We start from the raw sequence: 19,102 nt of genomic DNA, 5'->3' as shown, positions 1-19,102 counted from the left end.
ATCAGCGGCCGGAGGGCGCGTTCGTCGCGGCGGCCCCAGGGGGCGCGGCGGCGGGCGCCTGGGGGGCCTCGGCCTGGCTGCGCTGGAGCAAGAAGAGCACGCCGCCGATGAAGAGGCCCACGGCGAGCGCCGCGGCGCCGACGATCAGAATGGGGTTCGTCCTTGCCGGCGGCGGCGGCTCGGGCGCGGGCGCGGCGGCCTCCGGGGCCTGCGCGTAGACGAGCCGGATCCCCGAGGACAACATCTTCTTGCGCATCGGCGGCGCCGGCGGGAGTACCGAGGCCATGACGCCCGCGACCGCCTCGACGAGATCCTCCATCGAGGGGAATCGCTCCTCCGGCGATTTCGAGAGCACACGGCGAACGATCGCGGCGAGCTCCTCCGGCGCGCCTTCAAGCGGGCGCGGTTCGTCGTTCAGCATCGACGTGACGAGCCCGAGGCCTCCGCCGTCCGTGCGGAAGGGCAACCGACCCGCGAGCAACTCGAACGCCATGACGCCCCACGAGAACTGATCCGCCCGCGCGTCGATTTCGTGACCGAGGAGCTGCTCGGGGGCCATGTACGCGGGCGTGCCGACGATGCTGCCGTCGCCGGTGAGCCGCGAGAGGCGCGAGACGCCGCTGTCCTGCGTGTTCGTGAGGCCGCCGGGCAGCCTGCGGGCGATGCCGAAATCGAGCACCTTGGCCACGCCGTCCTCGCGGACCATGACGTTCTCGGGTTTGACGTCGCGGTGCACGACGCCCTCGGCGTGCGCGGCGGCGAGCGCGAGCGCGACCTGGAGGAGGAGCTCGATGCGCTCGCCCTGCGAGATGTCGCGGCCGATCGACGAGCGCAGCGTCTTGCCGGCGACGAGCTCCATCGCGATGAACGGAACGCCCTCGTGCTCGCCGACGTCGTAGACGGCGACGATGTTCGGATGCGTGAGCGCAGCCGCGGCGCGCGCCTCGCGGAGCATACGCGCAACGTTGCGGTCCCAAGCTTCGGACTCCATCTCGGGATCCCGCCGCAGCACCTTGAGCGCAATTTTGCGGCGGAGGCGCGTGTCCATGGCGCGGTACACCTCGCCGACGGCGCCTTCCCCGAGGCGCTCCTCGATGACGTATCGGTCGAAGCTTTCGGCCGGGGACAGGGACATCAACCGGGGATGGTAGCGCGAAGGACCGCCGCGTGGGAGGCCCAACCGTGCGCCAGCCGTTCGTCTCTCGTTTTACTTGGGGATGGGCGCCGTCCCGACGGTCGTGCCGGGCTTGGCGATCCACTGCCAGTTGTCGATGAGGGTCGTCGTGTCGAGGCCGCCGTCGCCCGAGTCGTAGACGGCGAACCGGAGGGTGATCTGGTCGCCAGGCTTGACGGGGGCCTGCGTCTTCAGCCAGCCGGTCGAGGCGTGGTCCATTCCGTCGCCACCGTCAAAGCCGAACCCGGTCCCGATGAGGTCGACGTTGCCGAGGCTGCACTGGAAGATCTTGTCGCCCGCGAGGCAGGGATTGGGCGGGTTGCCCAGACAACCGCAGACCTCGAGGAGCGAGTTGTTGACGCTGACGGGGTTGCCCTGGCTGTCGAAGGAGACGTTGCCGTCGCTCTGCCCGGGCGGGATCGGCGTGAGCAACGCGACGAAGAAATCGTTGAATTGGCTGCAGATGTAGTTCGGCCACTCGTAGGTGTAGAAGTTGAAGTCGAACGAGAAGCCATAGGCGTTCGAGGGCACCCGGATCACGGCTTCGAGCCCGGCGACGTCGTGCGGCTCGCCGGTGCTCGTGCCGGGGCACGCGGGTGACTCCTTGGGGAAGCCCTGCGGGTGGTTGCCCATGTAGAGCTTGTCGAAGCCCTCGACCGATTGATACCCGGGATCCGTGGGCTGGCGGGCGGTGCCGCTGGAGAGCGCGAGCACGCGGGCGCCCTTGCGGGTCGTGATGTTCGGGCCGAACCCGCTGAGCAGGCCGTGGCCGAGGTGGAAGTTCACTTCGTTCCCGAGCGGGGGCGGCGAGCCGTCGGCCATGGTCCATTGCGCCGAGACCACCCCCCAATCGCCGAAGCCCTGGGAGACCTTGCAGAGATCGACGGCGCGGACGCCGTCGAGGGGATCCATGCTGTCGAGGACGAGCGTGTCGTCACAAAGGGAGACGACCACCTCGTCGATGGCGCCGTCGCAGTTCTCGTCGAACGCCTCCTTGCCGGGCTCGGTAGGCACCTCGACGGCGTTCGGGTTGCGGTTCTTGTCGCAATCGTTGCAATCGCCCTCGGCCTCGGTGAAGCCGTCGCCGTCGACGTCGTCCTCCGTGCCCTTGGGATCGCAGTTGATGATCCCTCCTTCGCCGCCCGCGCCGCCCTGGTTTCCGGCGTCGAAGCCGAGATCGTCGCCGCCCATGCCCGTGCCGCCGTGGCCCGCGCCGCCCTGGCCCGGGTTGCCGTTGCCCGCGCCGCCGTCCCCGTCGAACCCCGTGCCGCCGCCGTTCGCCGCGCACGCGGCGGGCGCGAGGGGCGCGAGGAGCGCGACGGCGAGCGCCGCGAGGGCGACGCGCCGAGGGGCCGTGTCGAAGAGACGCATTCGTTCGCGCATGACGAGCTCCTAAGTCAAAAAGCTATGCAGAATTTTTCGCTGAGGCCGCTATCCGCGCAGGTGTACCCCGGGCGGCACTGGGCGTCGGTCTGGCAGGTGCGCATGCAGGTGCCGGCGCCGCTCGGGAAGAAGAACCAGCTCGCGCAGATCGCTCCGGGCCCGCAATCGTCCATGAAGTTGCAGTACTCGGAGCAGTAGCCGCCGGGCGCGCCGAACCAGTCCTGGTGGAGGCAGATGGGATCGTTTTGCCCGGCGTAACACTCGTTCGATTTCGTGCAGGGCTGGCCGGCGGCCTTCGAGCCGGGCTTGCAGGCCGGCGTGGCCTGGCAGCTCGGGTCCTCGCAATCGCTGAGCTGATCGTTGTCGTCGTCCTGGAAGTTCGCGCAGTTCTGCTCGGGCCCCTGCCGGCAGACCTTCGTCGGGTATCCCTCGTCGACGCAGGCATACCCGACGCGGCAATCGGCGTCGATCGTGCAGCCGTCGAGGCAGATGCCGTGCACGCTGCCGAAGCCGAGGTCGGCGCAATGACCGTCGCCCGGGCAGTCCTGCGCGGCGAGATCACACCACTCGGTGCAATATCCGTCGGGAAACCCCAGCCAGTCCTGGAGGCACGCGGGATCCTTCGCGTTCGCCGCGCAATCGGAGGGGACGATGCAGGGCTGGCCGAGCAAGTTGGCGCCCGGCTGGCATTCGAAGGTCTCCTGGCACTGGGTGGCGTCGTCGCAATCGACGTAGCCGTCCTGATCGTCGTCGTAGAAATCGTAGCAGAAGCTCTCGGGCGGAGGCATGTCCACGTTGAGATCGAAGGAACCAGCGCTGCCCGCGGTGCCGTCGACGACGAGGTAGAGCTTCTGGCCCTGGACGACCTCGAGCGTGACCTTGTCGCCCTTGCCGCCATCGGGGTTCGGGTCGTTGCCGCAAGCGATCTCGCTCGCGGGATCGCCGCAGGTGGTGCGGAGCGAGACGCTGAAATCGGCCTCCCAGCTATTCACCGTGGCCACGAACGTGCCGTTCTGCGGGATCAGAATCTCGAAGATGGCCTCGGGGCCGCTCACGGGCGAGCAGGACGCGGATTCGAGGTTCGGGCGGCCCGAGGCGTCGCCGCTGAACCCGCCGGGGACGGGGAGCGATTTCGGCGCGAAGCACGAGTCGAGGCACGCGGCTTCCATGAAGCACGTGTCATCGGCGCAATCGAGCAGGCCATCCAGATCGTTGTCCTTGAAATCGTTGCAAGCTTCCTTGGGGACGCAGCCGCTCGCGACGATGCCGCAGAACGGGTTGCACAGGAGGTCGCCCGAGCCGAGGCCGATGCTCGCGCACGTCTTGCCGCCGAAATCGGCGCTGTCGCATTGCTCGCCCGGATCGATCACGCCATTGCCGCAGTTCGGATTGCCGCCCGTGCCCGAGCTGCTCGCGCTGCCCGCGCCGCCCGCGCCGCCCGCGCCGCCCATGGCGCCCGCGCCGCCGTCTCCGGTCACGCCGCCCTCGCCGCCCTCGCCGCCTGCGCCGCCCGTCGAGGGCACGCCGCCGGTGCCGCCGGTGCCGCCGGTGCCGCTGCTCTCGCTGCCGCCCGAGCTCTCGTCGACCACACCCGTCGCGCAAGCCGACGAGCACACCACCGCCACGAGGGCGACCCCCAACTTGTGCCAGCGTCCACCCATCGTTTTCGCCTCGGCGTCGTAGCGTGTCGGAAAAGAAAGCAAGGGGCGCCGGGGCCGAACGAACGAACCCAACGCTGGTCGCCAGCATGACCATGATGAGCCCCAGACGTCAACAGCCGGGATGTGCTCGGCCTTTCTCCCGAGGGGGACGCCTCGCGTCCCCCTCTCGGCCAGGCAGAGCCCGGCCGATTCACCCCTCTAGTCCCGAGGGGGACGCCTCGCGTCCCCCTCTCGGCCAGGCAGAGCCCGGCCGATTCACCCCTCTAGTCCCGAGGGGGACGCCTCGCGTCCCCCTCTCGGCCAGAGGAAGGCCCTAGCAGGCGACCCCTGGATTTCCGCGGATTTTCAGGGGTCGCCCCTCGCGGCTCCCCCCTTCAAGCGCACCGAAAGGCCCCTTTCGAGGGGGTTCGGAACGATTCCGGAACGATTCCGGAACGGATGAACGAACCCCCGGAACACCCTTCCCGCTCGCCAGGATGGGCATCCGAACGGAGCACCGGCGAGCACGAGGCGCGCGCGCCGCTCGACGGGCCATCAAGGGTCGGGCCTCGCGTCGAGCGCGCGGGCGTGCCGATGAGGGGCGCACGCACCCGCGCCGCTGGACACGAACGACAACGCAGGCGAGCACGAGGCGCGTGCGCCGCTCGACGGGCCATCGAGGGCCGGGCCTCGCGTCGAGCGCACGGCGTGCCGATGAGGGGCGCACGGCGCGCGGCTGGACACGAACGGCGTGCCGATGAGGGGCGCACGGCGCGCGGCTGGTCGCGAAGTACAACGCAGGCGAGCACGAGGCGCGCCGCTCGACGGGCCGTCGAGGGTCGGGCCTCGCGTCGAGCGCACGGGCGTGCCGGCGCGCGCGCCGCTCGACGGGCCATCGAGGGTCGAACCTCGCGCCAAGCGCACGGGCGTGCCGATGAGGGGCGCGAACGGGCGCCGCTGGTCTCGAACGACAACGCAGGCGAGCACAAGGCGCGCGCCGCTCGACGGGAGCATGCACGCTGGCGAGTGCGTGAGGCGCCCGGGGTTTTTCCTGGGTTGACGGACGCGCGCTTCCGTGGATACAAGCGCCGCATGATCGGGATCCGTATCCTGGGAAACCTGGCAGTCGGCGAGCCGAACGAAGACAGGGGGCTCATCACGTGGCTACACTGCATCGTCTACGAATCGACCGGCGACGACGATGACGAATGCGAGGATGACGACGAAACGGACATTGGTAACGCGCTCGTCGCGATCGTTCATGTAGGCGAAGCCGCACATTGTAACGTTTCCCTGCTCGACGCGCTCGACGCGGAGGGGGCCGAATTCGAGGCCCTTTATCCAGTGTACTTTGATGAAGATTGGTTCAAGGACGAGTACGCGCAGGGGCACGGGACTGATCTGTTCTATATCGCAGAGCTATCGATTGATGACGCCCATCGGAAACGAAATGTCGACTTGGCTGTGGTCCGTCGACTCTGCGCGTCCTTTGCCGCCGGATGCGAGCTTGTCGTGATGCCGTACGCCAGCGAGGACGAGGCGAAGCATTGGTCCATGCTCGGTTTCGTCGTCAGCACGGAAGGGCAAGCGAGCGGCCTGATGCATCTACAACAGGCATTGCGCGGGCCTCGCGTGGTAGATTTCGCTGGGAATGGTCGGTTTCGAGTGCTTCCGAACGTCGAGCCGGAAAGGCTGCGAAAGATGAATTGAGCGTCCGAGGGGGCGCGCCGCGGCTCGTCGCCCTCGGGCATCGAGGCGGCGCGGCGCTCGACGTCGGCCTCGGGCATCCAGGCGGACGGTGCGGCGCGCTTGCCAGGCGAGCGGCGAGCGGCGGGGAGCGAGCGGCGGAATCTCCCCCGAGGTCTCGCGGCCGCGACCGCGCTCGACCGCGTAAATTTCGCGGTCCCGACGTGGGGGGCGGGTGCGTCCCGACCGACCCCTCGGGCATCGAGGCGGCGCGGCGCTCGACGCCTGCCTCGTGCTCGCTGGCCCCAGCGCGTCGACCTAACAGCCCGTGGATCTACGCGCCCCCGATCGCGACCCCAACATCTTGCATTTGATGCGGGTACATCCCGCGCCACGTGGCCCGGGAAAATCGTGCCAACCGCCTCGGCGTGCCCCGTACCAGGGCCACCATGGCTGCCCATATCACCAAAACTGCAAGGGCGGAGCCCTTCCGGGCCGCGGCCAGGGCCCGCGGGGTCCCTGCGCCGAGTATTTGACGTAGCACGAGCCCCAAATTGAGCGCGGCGATATGCGCCAGGTAGCGTTTTCTCACGTTCTCCCGGCCTCTCACTCGCACCCTCCTCATTCCGCCCGTCTCGCATGCGTGGGCGAATGTTCGTTCGATGAGCTCTCCACGTTTGCGTTGAAGAGCGCGCCCCTTCGGACGACGCACGCGGTTTCGGTTCCCGTAAAACGTTTGCTGCATATCCCAGCCCTTGTCCACCCATCTGCGGACGGACTGGATCCTCTCCGGGACGTACGTGCGATAGCCGGACACCTTCAACGATAGAAGCAGCTCGGCCTTGTGATACCCCTTGTCCGCCACGACCTCGATCACGGTGCGCTCGGGCTCCGCGTCGCTGCTGCCGCCCTCCGGAGGCGGATCGTCGTCCGAATCGCGCTCCTCGCTGCTCTTGGCCTGCTCGACATTCGTGCGCGCCTGCTCGAGGCTTTGCGCCATCGTCGCTGGGTCGGCCTCGTTCGCTGAATAGACCTCCGCGGCGACCACGACGCCCGTGCTCATGTCGACGACATGCTCGGTCTTGTAGGCCAATCGCGTGCGGCCATCCTTGAGCTTTGCGATGCGGGCATCTTCGTCGGTGGGGCTTTTCCAGTCGGTATTCGACGTCTTCTTTCCCTTGCGCTTGCGGTCGAGTCGCCGAGCATCCTCCATGGTCGGATTCTCGATGCCTTCCTCCTTCGCCAGCCGCTTGATGTAGTCCGCGTACACCTCGCCCGTCTCGCGCCGCACGATCGCCTTCATCGAGGCGTCCGCGCGGAGATACGTCGAGTCCACGCCCATGACTTTGCCATGGAGGAGCCCGGAGCGATTCACGACCCCGAGCACGAAGGCGAACATCCCCTCGAAAACCTCACTGCCGAGGCGCTTGCGCATCTTGGAAAGCGTCGAATGGTCGGGCACCGTTTCGCCGGGCAACAGCCCGAGGTATTCCCGCAGCGACAGCGAGTCCGAGCAGCGCCACTCGAGCCCACGCTCGGACTCGATCCCCTCGAAGTAGCCGACCAGCAGCATCCGGAAGTAAAGCCCAGGCGGGATCGATGGCCTCCCCGCCGTCCCGTCGGCCTCGAAATACTTCGCGCACGCCGCCTCCATGGCCCGGTCAAACCCGTTCTCGCGAAGAAGCTCGTTCAGCTTCTCGTAGAACCGGTGCCCCGGCGACCGCGGCAGCGAAGGCGCCGCCACCCAGAGCGACGCCTGCTTCTCACGTGTTCGCCCCATCGACATGACGCGGACAAACTACCATCGACGCCAGTTCCTGTCGAGCCTCCTTCGGGATAAGTCCACAGGCTGCTAAAGGCATCGAGCGGGGCGCGGCGAGCGGCGAGCGGCGAAGTCTTCCCCCGAGGTATCGCGCCCGTGACTCTCCCCGTCCTGGAATGGGCCACCTGAGCGTCGGGCCTTTTCCACGATGAAACGACTGTACGGTCAGTCTTCCTGTTCGTGTATCGCCGGATCTACGTCGACCGGCGGCATTTCAACACCCACGCCAAATGCGCCTACGCTGCTCCTTATCGCAGACTCCGGAACAAAAACCGTCGCGACGTGCGGCCTAGACGACATGCGCTTCGGTCCAGCGATTGCATGCGCATGTTCAACGAAGTCGAAGCGCCCTGCCGGGCTCATGTTAATCACAAGTTCGTTGAATATTGTCCAGCCAAACGTATGCTTGTCACTGTTCTTTCTTAGCGTTTCGAGAAAATGCAACAATTCATCGCGCCGAGGTCCCAGAGGATTGTCTCGCTCGAAGCACACGTGTAGAACAGTCTCCGCGCTGTCGTGTGGGGCAGCGAGCTGATCTAGGCCTTTGAACAATAGACTGTATCCCAACCGCTTCTGCTGCCAGAGCAGTCGATTGTCGGTCACCTTCCACTTAACCGCAGCTTCCCATTGAACATCATCTAAAAATGAGGGACCAGCGTATTTGGCATACAAGTTAGGAACCAAACCATGCCAATCGCCATCAGTCGAAAATCCGTATCGGTTCGCAAAATACAAGGCAGACGGAAACAGCATGTAGTCTTCAAGTGGTCCACAGACTAGTCGTCGATGATCGATGTGAAACTTGTCTGTCTCGTACGGGGCGCCCGTACGAATGGCCACACCCGCGGCGTATACTATCTCCTCATTGGTGATGTCGGCCGGGTTTACCTTGAACACGACCTCAACCACTGCCGAGATCGCGACGTGTTGTAAACACGCCAAGATGGCTTGTGCTTTCTGGCGTGCGGTGAAGCGAAGGTCAATAGCAGCGTTGGAGCTTCTGTCGAATCTCTTACACTCTACGTAGAGCACGCCATTTGGGGTGGTCACACGAAGGTCTGGCTGCTGTTGATGGGTCTCGGGAATAAAGGCAACCTCCGTGACCTCAGGACATTCAGCGTAGCGCGCGGCCGTTACGATCTCGAACAATGCAGCGTCGAACGCATCCAACTTGGTTTCACGTCCGAGGCGCACCAGACGATCGTCGGCGTGCGCAACTTTTTGCTTAACAATCCTGGATGCTCGGTCCAAAAAAAGTAGCAGCGGAACCATGCGAGCGCAGCGAAATATGTCGTAATAGCATTCGACAGCCGGCTGCCGGCGGTAGGATTCCGCAGCCAATACATATTTTATGACCGCTGGTATCGTAGTGGGCGATTGCTCCAATTTCTCGTAGCTGATCAGGGCCCTGTCCTGACCGCGGAGATAAGCTTCCAGAACTCCCGGCTGTACCTGTACTCCTAATATCCCGCAAATGCGCTGACAAGCGCGACCAAGTTCGTCCTTGTCCGAAAGGTCCATCGTCATCATTCAACAGGGGCATCAATGCCCGGCCGAGGATAGCTAATCAGACTGATGCCGCCCATGCAACTCCTGCTGGATCATGTGTGTTATGATACATAAGTACGGGATTGTCAGTCATGCACACAAGGCCGGCCCCCCATCATCGAGCCTGGAGGGATATTCTGTTAGGGGAGCTCCCAGGCCCTCCCCAACACCCACCCCGTCGCCAGACCCCGGCGAGCAGGGCGCGCCGATCTTGTGCTCGTCAGCCTCTCGTATCGAGGCGGCGCGGCGCTCGATGCCGGCCTCGGGCTCGCCGGCCCCAACTCGTCGGCCTCGGGCATCGAGGCGGACGACGTGGCGAGCGTCGAAATCTCCCCGGAGGTCTCGCGACCGTGACCGCTCGACCGCGTAAATCCGCGGGCTCGACGTGGGGGGCGGGTACGTCGCGACCGACCCCGGCGAGCAGGGCGCGCCGATCTTGTGCTCGTCGGCCTCGGGCATCGAGGCGGACGGCGGGACGAGCGTCGAAATCTCCCCCGAAATCTCGCGGTCGTGACCGCGCTCGACCGCGTACATCTGCGGGCCGACGGCCGACGTGGGGGGCGGAGGAACACCCTAGCAGGCGACCCCTGGATTTCCGCGGATTTTCAGGGGTCGCCCCTCGCCGCTCCTCCCTTCAAGCGCACCGAGACACCCCCTTTCGAGGGGGGTCAGAACGATTCCGGAACGATTCCGGAACGGATGAACGAACCCCCGGAACACCCTCGAACGTTGTCAGGATGGCACCCCGTGCGAGGGTGCGCGGCCTCGACGCGGGCCTCGTGCTCGTCGGCCTCGTGCATCGAGGGGGCGCAGCGCTCGACGTCGGCCTCGTGCTCGCCGGACGCCGGCCCCAGCTCGCCGGCCTCGGGCTCGACGCCGGCCGCGTGCTCGTCGGCCTCGGGAATCGAGGCGGCGCGGCGCTCGACGTGGGCCTCGTGCTCGTCGGCCTCGGGAATCGAGGCGGCGCGGCGCTCGACGTGGGCCTCGTACTCGTCGGCCTTGGGCTCGACATGGGCCTCGTGCTCGTCGGCCTTGTGCATCGAGGGGCGCGGCATTCGACGTGGGCCTCGTGCTCGTCGGCCTCGTGCATCGAGGCGCCGCGGCATTCGACGCGGGCCTCGCGCTCGCCGGACGCCGGCCCCAGCTCGTCGGCCTCGTGCATCGAGGGGCGCGGCGCTCGACGTGGGCCTCGTGCTCGTCGGCTTCGTGCATCGAGGGGCGCGGCGCTCGACGTGGGCCTCGTGCTCGTCGGCCTCGTGCATCGAGGCGGCGCGGCGAGCGGCGAGCGGCGAAATCTCCCCGAGGTCTCTCGCGGCCACGACCGCGCTCGACCGCGTAGATCCGCGGGCTCGACGTGGGCGGGTGCGTCGCAACCGACCCCGAGGCCATCGAGGGGCGCGGCGCTCGACGTGGGCCTCGTGCTCGCCGGCCCCAGCTCGTCGGCCTCGGGCTCGACGTGGGCCTCGTGCTCGTCGGCCTCGTGCATCGAGGCGGCGTAGCGCTCGACGCCGGGCTCGTGCTCGCCGGACGCCGGCCCCAGCTCGTCGGCCTCGTGCATCGAGGGGCGCGGCGCTCGACGTGGGCCTCGTGCTCGTCGGCCTCGTGCATCGAGGCGGCGCGGCATTCGACGCGGGCCTCGCGCTCGCCGGACGCCGGCCCCAGCTCGTCGGCCTCGTGCTCGCCAGCCTCGTGCATCGAGGGGCGCGGCATTCGACATGGGCCTCGTGCTCGTCGGCCTCGGGAATCGAGGAGGCGCGGCGCTCGACGTGGGCCTCGCGCTCGTCGGCCTTGGGCTCGACATGGGCCTCGTGCTCGTCGGCCTCGTGCATCGAGGCGGCGCGGCATTCGACGTGGGCCTCGTGCTCGTCGGCCTCATGCATCGAGGCGGCGCGGCGAGCGGCGCGCGTCGAAATGTTCCCCGAGGTCTCGCGGCCGTGACCGCGCTCGACCTCGAAGATTCGTGGGCTCGACGTGGGGGGCGGGTGCGTCGCGACCGACCCCGAGGCCATCGAGGGGCGCGGCGCTCGACGCCGGCCTCGTGCTCGCCCGCCCCAGCTCGTCGGCCTCGTGCATCGAGAGGCGCGGCGCTCGACGCCCGCCGCGTATTCGTCGCTCGCGTCGCTCTTCTGCGCTCGACTGTGAAATTGGGCCAGCCAGACAAGGGGGCGTGCGTCGCAACGGATCCCGAGGCAGACGGGATCGAGGCGCGCGGCCCTCTGCTCCGGCCCTCTGCTCCGGCCCTCTGCTCCGGCCCGCGGCGTGGGGGGCAGAGGAATCGGATGGAGCTGAGCAGCGAAAACCCGGGGATTTCGGGGGGTGAGTCCATCCCCCTCCCCTTGTCAAGCCTACCCAAAACCCCCCTTTCGAGGGGGTTCGGAACGATTCCGGAACGATTCCGGAACGGATGAACGAACCCCCGGTCCCTCGCCAGGTACCCGACGCGCGCCGAGAAGTGTACGGGCGAGCACGTGGGGACGCGTGCGCCGCTCGACGCGAACGTGGACGCAGGCGAGCACGTAGCGCGTGCGCCGCTCGTCGGGACATCGAGCGCCGGCCTTGCCGTCGAGCGCACGGCGTGCCGTCGATGGGCGAGCGCGTGACGCCCGCTCGACGCGAACGTGGACGCAGGCGAGCACGTAGCGCGTGCGCCGCTCGTCGGGACATCGAGCGCCGGCCTTGCCGTCGAGCGGCGTGCCGTCGATGGGCGAGCACGTGGCGCCACTTGACGCGAACGTGGACGCAGGCGAGCACGTGCCGCGTGCGCCGCTCGTCGGGACATCGAGCGCACGGCATGCCGTCGATGGGCGAGCACGTGACGCCACTCGACGCGAACGTGGACGCAGGCGAGCACGTGGCGCGTGCGCCGCTCGTCGGGACATCGAGCGCCGGCCTTGCCGTCGAGCGGCGTGCCGTCGATGGGCGAGCACGTGGCGCCACTCGACGTGAACGTGGACGCAGGCGAGCACGTGGCGCGTGCGCCGCTCGCCAGGGCATCGAGCGCCGGCCTTGCCGTCGAGCGCACGGCCTGCCGTCGATGGGCGAGCACGGGGCGTCGCTCGACGCACACGCGGACGCAGGCGAGCACGTGGCGCGTGCGCCGCTCGTCAGGGCATCGAGCGCCGGCCTTGCCGTCGAGCGCACGGCCTGCCGTCGATGGGCGAGCACGGGGCGTCGCTCGACGCGCACGCGGACGCAGGCGAGCACGTGGCGCGTGCGCCGCTCGTCGGGGCATCGAGCGCCGGCCTTGCCGTCGAGCGCACGGCGTGCCGTCGATGGGCCAGCACGGGGCGCCGCTCGACGCGCACGTGGACGCGGGCGAGCACGTGGCGCGTGCGCCGCTCGTCGGGCCGGCCATCGAGCGCCGGCCTTGCCATCGAGCGCACGGCGCGCCGTCGATGGGCGAGCACGTGGCGCCGCTCGACGCGAGCGTGGACGCAGGCGAGCACGTGGCGCGTGCGCCGCTCGTCGGGACATCGAGCGCCGGCCTTGCCGTCGAGCGCACGGCGTGCCGTCGATGGGCGAGCACGTGGCGCCGCTCGACGCGAGCGTGGATGCAGGCGAGCACGTGGCGCGTGCGCCGCTCGTCGGGACATCGAGCGCCGGCCTTGCCATCGAGCGCACGGCGTGCCGTCGATGGGCGAGCACGTGGCCGCTCGACGCGAACGTGGACGCAGGCGAGCACGTGGCGCGTGCGCCGCTCGTCGGGCCATCGACGCCGGCCTTGCCGTCGAGCGCACGGCGTGCCGTCGATGGCCGAGCACGGGGCGCCGCTCGACGCGAACGGGGACGCAGGCGAGCACGTGGCGTGTGCGCCGCTCGTCGGGGCATCGAGCGCCGGCCTTGTCGTCGAGCGCACGGCGTGCCGTCGATGGCCGAGCACGGGGCGCCGCTCGACGCAAGCGAACACGTGAGGCGTCCAGGTTTTGCCCGGGTTGACGGGCGCGCGCTTCCGTGGATAAAAGCGCACCATGATCGGGATCCGTATCGTAGGAAACCTGCCTGTCGGCGAACCGAACGAAGACAGGGGACTGATTACGTGGCTTCACTGCGTGGTATACGAATCGAGCGCCGACGAGGACGAATGCGAGGACGACGACGAAACGGACATTGGTAGCGCCCTCGTCGCGATCGTCCACGTGAGCGAAGCGGCGCATCACAACGTGTCTCTGCTCGACGCGCTCGATGCGGAGGGGGCTGAGTTTGAGGCGCTCTATCCAGTCTATTTCGATGAGGATTGGTTTAGGGATGAATACGCGCAGGGGCACGGTAGCGACCTATTTTATATCGCGGAACTGTCAATTGATGAAGCTTATCGAAAACGGAATGTCGACTTGGCCGTGGTCCGCCGACTCTGCGCGTCCTTTGCCGCTGGATGCGAGCTTGTCGTGATGCCGTACGCCAGCGCGGACGAGGCGAAGCATTGGGCCATGCTCGGATTCGTCGTCAGCACGGAAGGGCAAGCGAGCGGCTTGATGCATCTACAGCAGGCATTGCGCGGGCCTCGCGTGGTGGATTTCGCTGGGAATGGTCGGTTTCGAGTGCTTCCGAACGTCGAGCCCGAAAGGCTGCGAAAGATGAATTGAGCGCTTCCGAGGGGGGCGCGCCGCGTGCTCGTCCCCCTTTGGGCATCGAGGCGGAGCAGCGCTGGACGCCGGCCTCGGGCTTGTCGCCCTGGACGCCGGCCCCAGCTCGTCGGCCTCGGGCTCGATGTCTGCCTCGGGCTCGACGTCTGGCCTCGTGCATCGAGGCGGAGCGGCGAGCGGCGAAATCTCCCCCGAGGTCTCGCGGCTGTGATCGCGCTCGACCGCGTAGATCCGCGGGCTCGATATGGGGGGCGGGTGCGTCGCGACCGGCCCCGAGGCCATCGAGGGGCGGTATCCGTCCCGCCACCCCCATCCTTCCGCCTCACCCCTCGGCCATGCATGTATGCCTCGTCGAAGGGAGGCTCGTCATGGCTACGAGGACGACCAAGGCCGAGCGCCGTTGGCGGCGTATTGTGGAGAAGTGGCGCTGCAGCGGCCTGTCGGCGCGCGCATTCGCGAAGCGCCATCGAATCAGCCCGGTCACGATGTACTGGTGGAGCAGCCGGCTCGGCAGACAGGAGGCCGCGCAGGACTCCGAATTCGCGGCGGAAGCACCGATGCTCTTGCCCGTCGAGATCATCGACGACGCACCGCCTGCCGCCCCCGGGTCGACGGCCTTGGAGGTCGTTCTTCCGCGCGGCGAGGTGATTCGCGTACCTCCTGGCGCTGACCTTTCCCAGCTCTGCTGTGTTGTCGCGGCGCTGCGCGGAGCGCTCGAATGATCCCCGCACGGATGGCCATTTACGTTGCCACCGAGCGGCTCGATCTGCGCCGCTCGTTCGACGGGCTTTCGGGGGTCGTGCGCGAAGTGCTGCGCGAGGATCCGCTCTCGGGCGCGCTGTTCATGTTCTTCAACAAGGCGGCCGACAGGGTCAAGATCCTCTGGTGGGATCGGACTGGCTATTGCCTGCTCTACAAGCGCCTCGAGCGCGGGACGTTTCGCGTGCCGCAGGGGCTCGAGCCCGGCGCGACGCGCATCCCGATCGAAGCCTCCGAGATGGCGAGGATCCTCGAAGGCGTGAAGCTCCCGCCGGCGAAGCAGCGCATCCGCGCGCTCGACGCGGGTTCCATCAAGTAAAACTTTCCGCTTTACAAGATAGCCACGGGGCGTGTATGGCACGTCCCGTGACAAACCCTGAGCTCGAGGCGAAGGTCGTCGCTCTGGAGAGCCGCCTCGCGGGAGCCTCCCGCGAGCGGGACAAACTTAGCCACGAGCGGGACAAATTCCGACACGAGCGCGACGAGTATCGCAAGCTCTACGAGCTCGCCAGCATGGAGCTCGAGCGGTTTCGTCGCCATCTCTTTGGTCGCAAGGCCGAGCAGGTCGATCCTGCGCAGACGCAGCTCGCGTTCAACGCCGTCGTCGAGGCGCTCGGCGGGCTCGAGCGGCTCTCCGCGCAATCGACGGATGCGGAGCCGCCCTCCGAGCAGCCCTCCGGAGAGAAGCTGCCCGAGCGCAAGAATTCGAGGCAGAAGGAGCGCAAGGTCACCCCACACGGGCGGCAGCCCCTTCCGGAGCACCTGCCCGTCCACGAAATCGAGCTCCTCCCGCCCGAGGCCAAGGGCGAAGGCGCCGTGTCCCTCGTGCGGATCGGCGAGGAGGTGAGCGAAACGCTGGAATGGCGGCCCGCGGGCTACGTGCGGGTCCGGGTTGTTCGTCCGAAGTTCGCGACGAAAGGCAAGCCCGAAGAAGGCGTGCGTATCGAGCCCGCGCCCGAGGCGCCCATTCCGCGGTGCATGGCAGGCCCCGGGCTGATTGCGCACGTGCTCGTGAGCAAGTATGCAGATTCCTTGCCGCTGCACAGGCAGGAAAGGATCTACGAGCGAGAAGGTGTCCCGCTCGCGCGCTCGACCCTATGCAACTGGGTGGGGGCGTCCACGGGCCTGCTCAGGTACGTCGTCGACGCGATGTTCATCGACGCGAAAAAAGCGCATTGCATCGCCATGGACGCGACCGGCGTACTCGTGCAGGCGAAGGAGAAGTGCCGGAGGGGCTACTTCTGGGTGCTCGTCGCGGACCGGGACCACGTCCTCTTTCGCTTCACGCCGCGGCACACGCAGGACGGGCCGAGGGAATTCCTGCGCGGTTACAAGGGCTATGTCCTCGCCGACGCGCACAACGTCTACGAGCTGCTCTATCGCACCGAGGACGTGACCGAGGTCGGCTGCTGGGCCCACTGCCGCCGCGGTTTCTTCAAGTCGCTCTCGTCCGACAAGGAGCGCGCGCTCGCGGCGCTCGGGTTCATCGGAAAGCTCTACGCAATCGACGCCGAGACCAAGGAGTTGCCGCCGGCTCGCCGGACGGAGGAGCGCCGGAGGCTCGCCACGCCCGTGCTCGAGGCCTTTCGCATCTGGCTCGACGTGGAGGCTCTCGTCGCCTTGCCCAAGAGCCCCATCGGCCAAGCCATCGGCTACGCCCGCAATCAATGGGCGCCACTCACGCGATTCCTCGACGACGGCCGGCTGCGTCTCGATAACAACGGGTCGGAGCTCGAGCTTCGACGTCAGGCGGTCGGCCGGAAAAACTGGCTCTTCGTGGGCAGCGACGAGGGCGCCGAGTGGAATACCATCGCCGTTTCGCTGATCGCCTCCTGCCAGCTCCACGGCATCGAGCCCTGGGCATACCTGCGCGACGTATTGATCCTGCTGCCCGATTGGCCCCGCGACCGGGTCCTCGAGCTGTCCCCCAAGTACTGGAAGCAAACCCTCGAGCAAACCGACGCTCGTGAGCGGCTCGACAGGAGTATCTGGAGCCGCATTTCGAGCACGCCGCCCTCGTCCTGACTTCGGGCGCGACGCGTTCGTGGGGTCCTTCGGATCCGCGCCTTCGTCGGCTCGGGTTCGTCGGACACGAACATTCGGAGCGCGCTGCACAGGCGCGCCGACCGGTGACGTGGCTTCCTCGCCACGCCTGGACGGTGCGGTCGAGCCGCGACGCCGTGACAAGCTCTCTCCGCCTTCCGGGCGAACATCAAGACTCTCGGACGCACCAGCGCGGTTGCCACCTGCGCTCTGACGCTGCGCAGAATCACGCTTTCTTGCGGGCTTCGGGCGAGCTGTCCCTCCCAGGGGTTCATCCACGACGAACTCGTCATGCTGCGGCATCGCGGCAGAAGGTTACGCAGCAGCCTCGATGCGCGCCATGATGCGGGAGGCCGAACGGATACGAGGGGCGCGGCGCTCGACGCCGGCCTCGTGCTCGTCGCTCTGCTCGCCGGCCTCGTGCATCGAGGCGGCGCGGCGCTCGACGCCGGCCTCGTGCTCGTCGCCCTGGACGCCGGCCCCAGCTCGTCGGCCTCGGGCTCGACGTGGGCCTCGTGCTCGCCGGCCCCAGCTCGTCGGCCTCGGGCTCGACGTGGGCCTCGTGCTCGTCGGCCTCGGGCATCGAGGCGGCGCGGCGAGCGGCGAGCGGCGAAATCTCCCCCGAGGTCTCGCGGCCGTGACCGCGCTCGACCGCGTAAATCCGCGGGCTCGACGTGGGGGGCGGGTGCGCCTCGTGCTCGTTGGCCTCGGGCATCGAGGCGGCGCGGTGAGCGTCGAGCGTCGAAATCTCCCCGAGGTCTCGCGGCCATGACCGCGCTCGACCGCGAAGATCCGCGGGCTCGACGTGGGGGGCGGGTGCGTCGCGACCGACCCCGGGGCCATTGAGGGGCGCGGCGCTCGACGTGCGCCTCGTGCTCGCCGGCCCCAGCTCGTCGGCCTCGGGCTCGACGTGGGCCTCGTGCTCGTCGGCCTCGGGCATCGAGGCGGCGCGGCGAGCGGCGAGCGTCGAAATCTTCCCCGAGGTCTCGCGGCCGTGACCGCGCTCGACCGCGTAAATCCGCGGGCCCGACGTGGGGGGCGGGTGGGCCTCGTGCTCGTCGGCCTCGTGCATCGAGGCAGCGCGGCGAGCGGCGAGCGTCGAAATCTTCCCCGAGGTCTCGCGGCCGTGACCGCGCTCGACCGCATAAATCCGCGGGCCGACGTGGGGGGGCGGGTGCGCCTCGTGCTCGTCGGCCTCGTGCATCGAGGCGGCGCGGCGAGCGGCGAGCGTCAAAATCTTCCCCGAGGTCTCGCGGCCGTGACCGCGCTCGGCCGCGTAGATCCACGGGGCGACGTGGGGGGGGCGGGTGCGTCGCGACCGACCCCGAGGCCATCGAGGGGCGCGGCGCTCGACGTGCGCCTCGTGCTCGTCGGCCTCGTGCATCGAGGCGGCGCGGCGAGGGTCGAGCGTCGAAATCTTCCCCGAGGTCTCGCGGCCGTGACCGCGCTCGACCGCGTAAATCCGCGGGCTCGACGTGGGGGGGCGGGTGCATCGAGGTGCACGACGAGCTCGTCGGCCTCGTGCATCGAGGCGGCGCGGCGAGCGGCGAGCGTCGAAATCTTCCCCGAGGTCTCGCGGCCGTGACCGCGCTCGACCGCGTAGATCCGCGGGGCCGACGTGGGGGGGCGGGTGCGTCGCGACCGACCCCGAGGCCATCGAGGGGCGCGGCGCTCGACGTGCGCCTCGTGCTCGTCGGCCTCGTGCATCGAGGCGGCGCGGCGAGGGTCGAGCGTCGAAATCTTCCCCCGAGGTCTCGCGGCCGTGACCGCGCTTGACCGCGTAAGTGCGCCGGCCCTGCATGGGGCGCGGGTGCGTCACGACGGAGCCCGAGGCCATCGAGGTGGCGCGACGCTCGACGTGGGCCTCGTGCTCGCCAGTCTCGTGCTCGCCGGACGCCGGCCCCAACTCGCGGGCCTTGGGCTCGACGTGTGCCTCGTGCTCATCGGCTTCGTGCGCGACGCGGGCCTCGTGCTCGACGCGGGCCTCGTGCATCGAGGCGGACGGCGCGGCGAGCGTAGAAATCTTCCCCGAGGTCTCGCGGCCGTGACCGCGCTCGACCGCGTAAATTCGCGGGCTCGACGCGGGGGCGGGTGCGTCGCGACCGACCCGGCGCTCGACGCCGGCCTCGTGCTCGACGAGGGCGCGGGGCTGTTCGCCCACGCGGTCGAGGGTGCGAACTCAGGAAATTAGGGGGTCACGCGCTGGTTCGAGGTCGGCGCCTCGCTCGGGTTTCAGCGCATGGGCGGCGAGGTCCGGTTCGCCGTGCTCGACGAGGACGCAAAGGCCCCGGCTTCCCTGGCGCTCAGCGCGAGCGGCTATTACATGTCCGTCGGTGATGGTCCCTGGGCGCGCGTCGGCGCAGACCTGAGCATTCGTCTGGGCAGCGTGGCGCCGGCCGCAGATCATGAAGGCTACGGGCAGCGTGAGCGCCAATGATCCTGCGCGTGCGCGCATGCCCCCTCG

Annotated in this window: 17 protein-coding genes; 11 read left to right on the top strand and 6 right to left on the bottom strand. The window is 68.4% G+C overall.

What is annotated here, in order from left to right:
- Position 1: 1 nt before the first annotated feature.
- The 3 genes from POL67_RS17455 to POL67_RS17445 all read right to left on the bottom strand — a co-directional run bounded on the left by POL67_RS17455 (position 2) and on the right by POL67_RS17445 (position 4,218).
- Positions 2-1,135, bottom strand: a complete 1,134-nt coding sequence (locus POL67_RS17455) for a serine/threonine-protein kinase (RefSeq protein ID WP_271918503.1) — start codon at positions 1,133-1,135, stop codon at positions 2-4.
- Positions 1,136-1,207: 72 nt separating this feature from the next.
- Positions 1,208-2,557 (bottom strand): choice-of-anchor L domain-containing protein, encoded by a 1,350-nt coding sequence (locus POL67_RS17450; RefSeq protein ID WP_271918502.1) that lies wholly within the window; start codon positions 2,555-2,557, stop codon positions 1,208-1,210.
- 14 nt (positions 2,558-2,571) lie between these two features.
- A complete protein-coding gene (locus POL67_RS17445) occupies positions 2,572-4,218 on the bottom strand; it encodes a hypothetical protein (protein WP_271918501.1) in 1,647 nt (548 codons plus the stop codon).
- A gap of 1,071 nt (positions 4,219-5,289) precedes the next feature.
- Between POL67_RS17445 and POL67_RS17440 the strand changes: the two genes are divergently transcribed.
- Positions 5,290-5,907: a hypothetical protein gene (locus POL67_RS17440; protein ID WP_271918500.1), complete on the top strand. Its 618-nt coding sequence runs from the start codon at positions 5,290-5,292 to the stop codon at positions 5,905-5,907.
- Positions 5,908-6,217: 310 nt separating this feature from the next.
- Here POL67_RS17440 and POL67_RS17435 read toward each other — a convergent pair whose 3' ends face one another.
- Positions 6,218-7,663 (bottom strand): transposase, encoded by a 1,446-nt coding sequence (locus POL67_RS17435; protein ID WP_271915888.1) that lies wholly within the window; start codon positions 7,661-7,663, stop codon positions 6,218-6,220.
- A 207-nt stretch (positions 7,664-7,870) separates the two neighbouring features.
- Positions 7,871-9,235 (bottom strand): hypothetical protein, encoded by a 1,365-nt coding sequence (locus POL67_RS17430; protein WP_271918499.1) that lies wholly within the window; start codon positions 9,233-9,235, stop codon positions 7,871-7,873.
- Positions 9,236-9,466: 231 nt separating this feature from the next.
- On the opposite strand from POL67_RS17430, the gene POL67_RS17425 reads away from it, so the two are divergent.
- The 8 genes from POL67_RS17425 to tnpC all read left to right on the top strand — a co-directional run bounded on the left by POL67_RS17425 (position 9,467) and on the right by tnpC (position 16,620).
- The gene (locus POL67_RS17425; protein WP_271918498.1) at positions 9,467-9,607 is read left to right on the top strand and encodes a hypothetical protein; all 141 of its coding nucleotides are present in this window, start codon (positions 9,467-9,469) and stop codon (positions 9,605-9,607) included.
- 383 nt (positions 9,608-9,990) lie between these two features.
- A complete protein-coding gene (locus POL67_RS17420; protein WP_271918497.1) occupies positions 9,991-10,752 on the top strand; it encodes a hypothetical protein in 762 nt (253 codons plus the stop codon).
- A gap of 79 nt (positions 10,753-10,831) precedes the next feature.
- On the top strand, positions 10,832-11,191 hold the full coding sequence (locus POL67_RS17415; protein ID WP_271918496.1) for a hypothetical protein: 360 nt from the start codon (positions 10,832-10,834) through the stop codon (positions 11,189-11,191).
- A 1,325-nt stretch (positions 11,192-12,516) separates the two neighbouring features.
- Positions 12,517-13,164, top strand: a complete 648-nt coding sequence (locus POL67_RS17410; RefSeq protein ID WP_271918495.1) for a hypothetical protein — start codon at positions 12,517-12,519, stop codon at positions 13,162-13,164.
- Positions 13,165-13,221: 57 nt separating this feature from the next.
- Complete coding sequence (locus POL67_RS17405; protein WP_271918494.1) at positions 13,222-13,836, top strand: hypothetical protein; 615 nt, start codon at positions 13,222-13,224, stop codon at positions 13,834-13,836.
- Positions 13,837-14,204: 368 nt separating this feature from the next.
- The gene (gene tnpA, locus POL67_RS17400) at positions 14,205-14,558 is read left to right on the top strand and encodes an IS66 family insertion sequence element accessory protein TnpA (RefSeq protein ID WP_271918493.1); all 354 of its coding nucleotides are present in this window, start codon (positions 14,205-14,207) and stop codon (positions 14,556-14,558) included.
- Positions 14,555-14,914 (top strand): IS66 family insertion sequence element accessory protein TnpB, encoded by a 360-nt coding sequence (gene tnpB / locus POL67_RS17395; protein WP_271918492.1) that lies wholly within the window; start codon positions 14,555-14,557, stop codon positions 14,912-14,914. The genes tnpA and tnpB overlap by 4 nt, the downstream gene beginning before the upstream one ends.
- 47 nt (positions 14,915-14,961) lie before the next feature.
- The gene (tnpC, locus tag POL67_RS17390; protein WP_271918491.1) at positions 14,962-16,620 is read left to right on the top strand and encodes an IS66 family transposase; all 1,659 of its coding nucleotides are present in this window, start codon (positions 14,962-14,964) and stop codon (positions 16,618-16,620) included.
- Between the two features lie 307 nt (positions 16,621-16,927).
- Here the strand turns inward: tnpC and POL67_RS17385 are convergent, their stop codons facing one another.
- Complete coding sequence (locus tag POL67_RS17385) at positions 16,928-18,022, bottom strand: hypothetical protein (RefSeq protein WP_271918490.1); 1,095 nt, start codon at positions 18,020-18,022, stop codon at positions 16,928-16,930.
- 378 nt (positions 18,023-18,400) lie between these two features.
- On the opposite strand from POL67_RS17385, the gene POL67_RS17380 reads away from it, so the two are divergent.
- Positions 18,401-18,829: a hypothetical protein gene (locus POL67_RS17380; RefSeq protein WP_271918489.1), complete on the top strand. Its 429-nt coding sequence runs from the start codon at positions 18,401-18,403 to the stop codon at positions 18,827-18,829.
- Positions 18,830-18,877: 48 nt separating this feature from the next.
- On the top strand, positions 18,878-19,075 hold the full coding sequence (locus tag POL67_RS17375) for a hypothetical protein (protein ID WP_271918488.1): 198 nt from the start codon (positions 18,878-18,880) through the stop codon (positions 19,073-19,075).
- Positions 19,076-19,102: the final 27 nt, after the last annotated feature.

The sequence above is a fragment of the Polyangium mundeleinium genome, from assembly GCF_028369105.1.
Taxonomy (GTDB): Bacteria; Myxococcota_A; Polyangia; order Polyangiales; family Polyangiaceae; genus Polyangium; species Polyangium mundeleinium.
This window is presented reverse-complemented; position numbering and strand designations above follow the sequence as displayed.

What these genes read in the sequence shown, in the direction of transcription:
- tnpB (WP_271918492.1), top strand. Translation starts at nt 14,555, where the DNA reads ATGATCCCCGCACGGATGGCCATTTACGTTGCCACCGAGCGGCTCGAT.
- POL67_RS17375 (WP_271918488.1), top strand. Translation starts at nt 18,878, where the DNA reads ATGGGCGGCGAGGTCCGGTTCGCCGTGCTCGACGAGGACGCAAAGGCC.
- POL67_RS17455 (WP_271918503.1), bottom strand. Translation starts at nt 1,135, where the DNA reads ATGTCCCTGTCCCCGGCCGAAAGCTTCGACCGATACGTCATCGAGGAG.
- POL67_RS17385 (WP_271918490.1), bottom strand. Translation starts at nt 18,022, where the DNA reads ATGCACGAGGCCGACGAGCACGAGGCGCACGTCGAGCGCCGCGCCCCT.
- POL67_RS17440 (WP_271918500.1), top strand. Translation starts at nt 5,290, where the DNA reads ATGATCGGGATCCGTATCCTGGGAAACCTGGCAGTCGGCGAGCCGAAC.
- POL67_RS17435 (WP_271915888.1), bottom strand. Translation starts at nt 7,663, where the DNA reads ATGGGGCGAACACGTGAGAAGCAGGCGTCGCTCTGGGTGGCGGCGCCT.
- POL67_RS17445 (WP_271918501.1), bottom strand. Translation starts at nt 4,218, where the DNA reads ATGGGTGGACGCTGGCACAAGTTGGGGGTCGCCCTCGTGGCGGTGGTG.
- POL67_RS17450 (WP_271918502.1), bottom strand. Translation starts at nt 2,557, where the DNA reads ATGCGCGAACGAATGCGTCTCTTCGACACGGCCCCTCGGCGCGTCGCC.
- POL67_RS17430 (WP_271918499.1), bottom strand. Translation starts at nt 9,235, where the DNA reads ATGATGACGATGGACCTTTCGGACAAGGACGAACTTGGTCGCGCTTGT.
- POL67_RS17405 (WP_271918494.1), top strand. Translation starts at nt 13,222, where the DNA reads ATGATCGGGATCCGTATCGTAGGAAACCTGCCTGTCGGCGAACCGAAC.
- tnpA (WP_271918493.1), top strand. Translation starts at nt 14,205, where the DNA reads ATGGCTACGAGGACGACCAAGGCCGAGCGCCGTTGGCGGCGTATTGTG.
- POL67_RS17420 (WP_271918497.1), top strand. Translation starts at nt 9,991, where the DNA reads ATGGCACCCCGTGCGAGGGTGCGCGGCCTCGACGCGGGCCTCGTGCTC.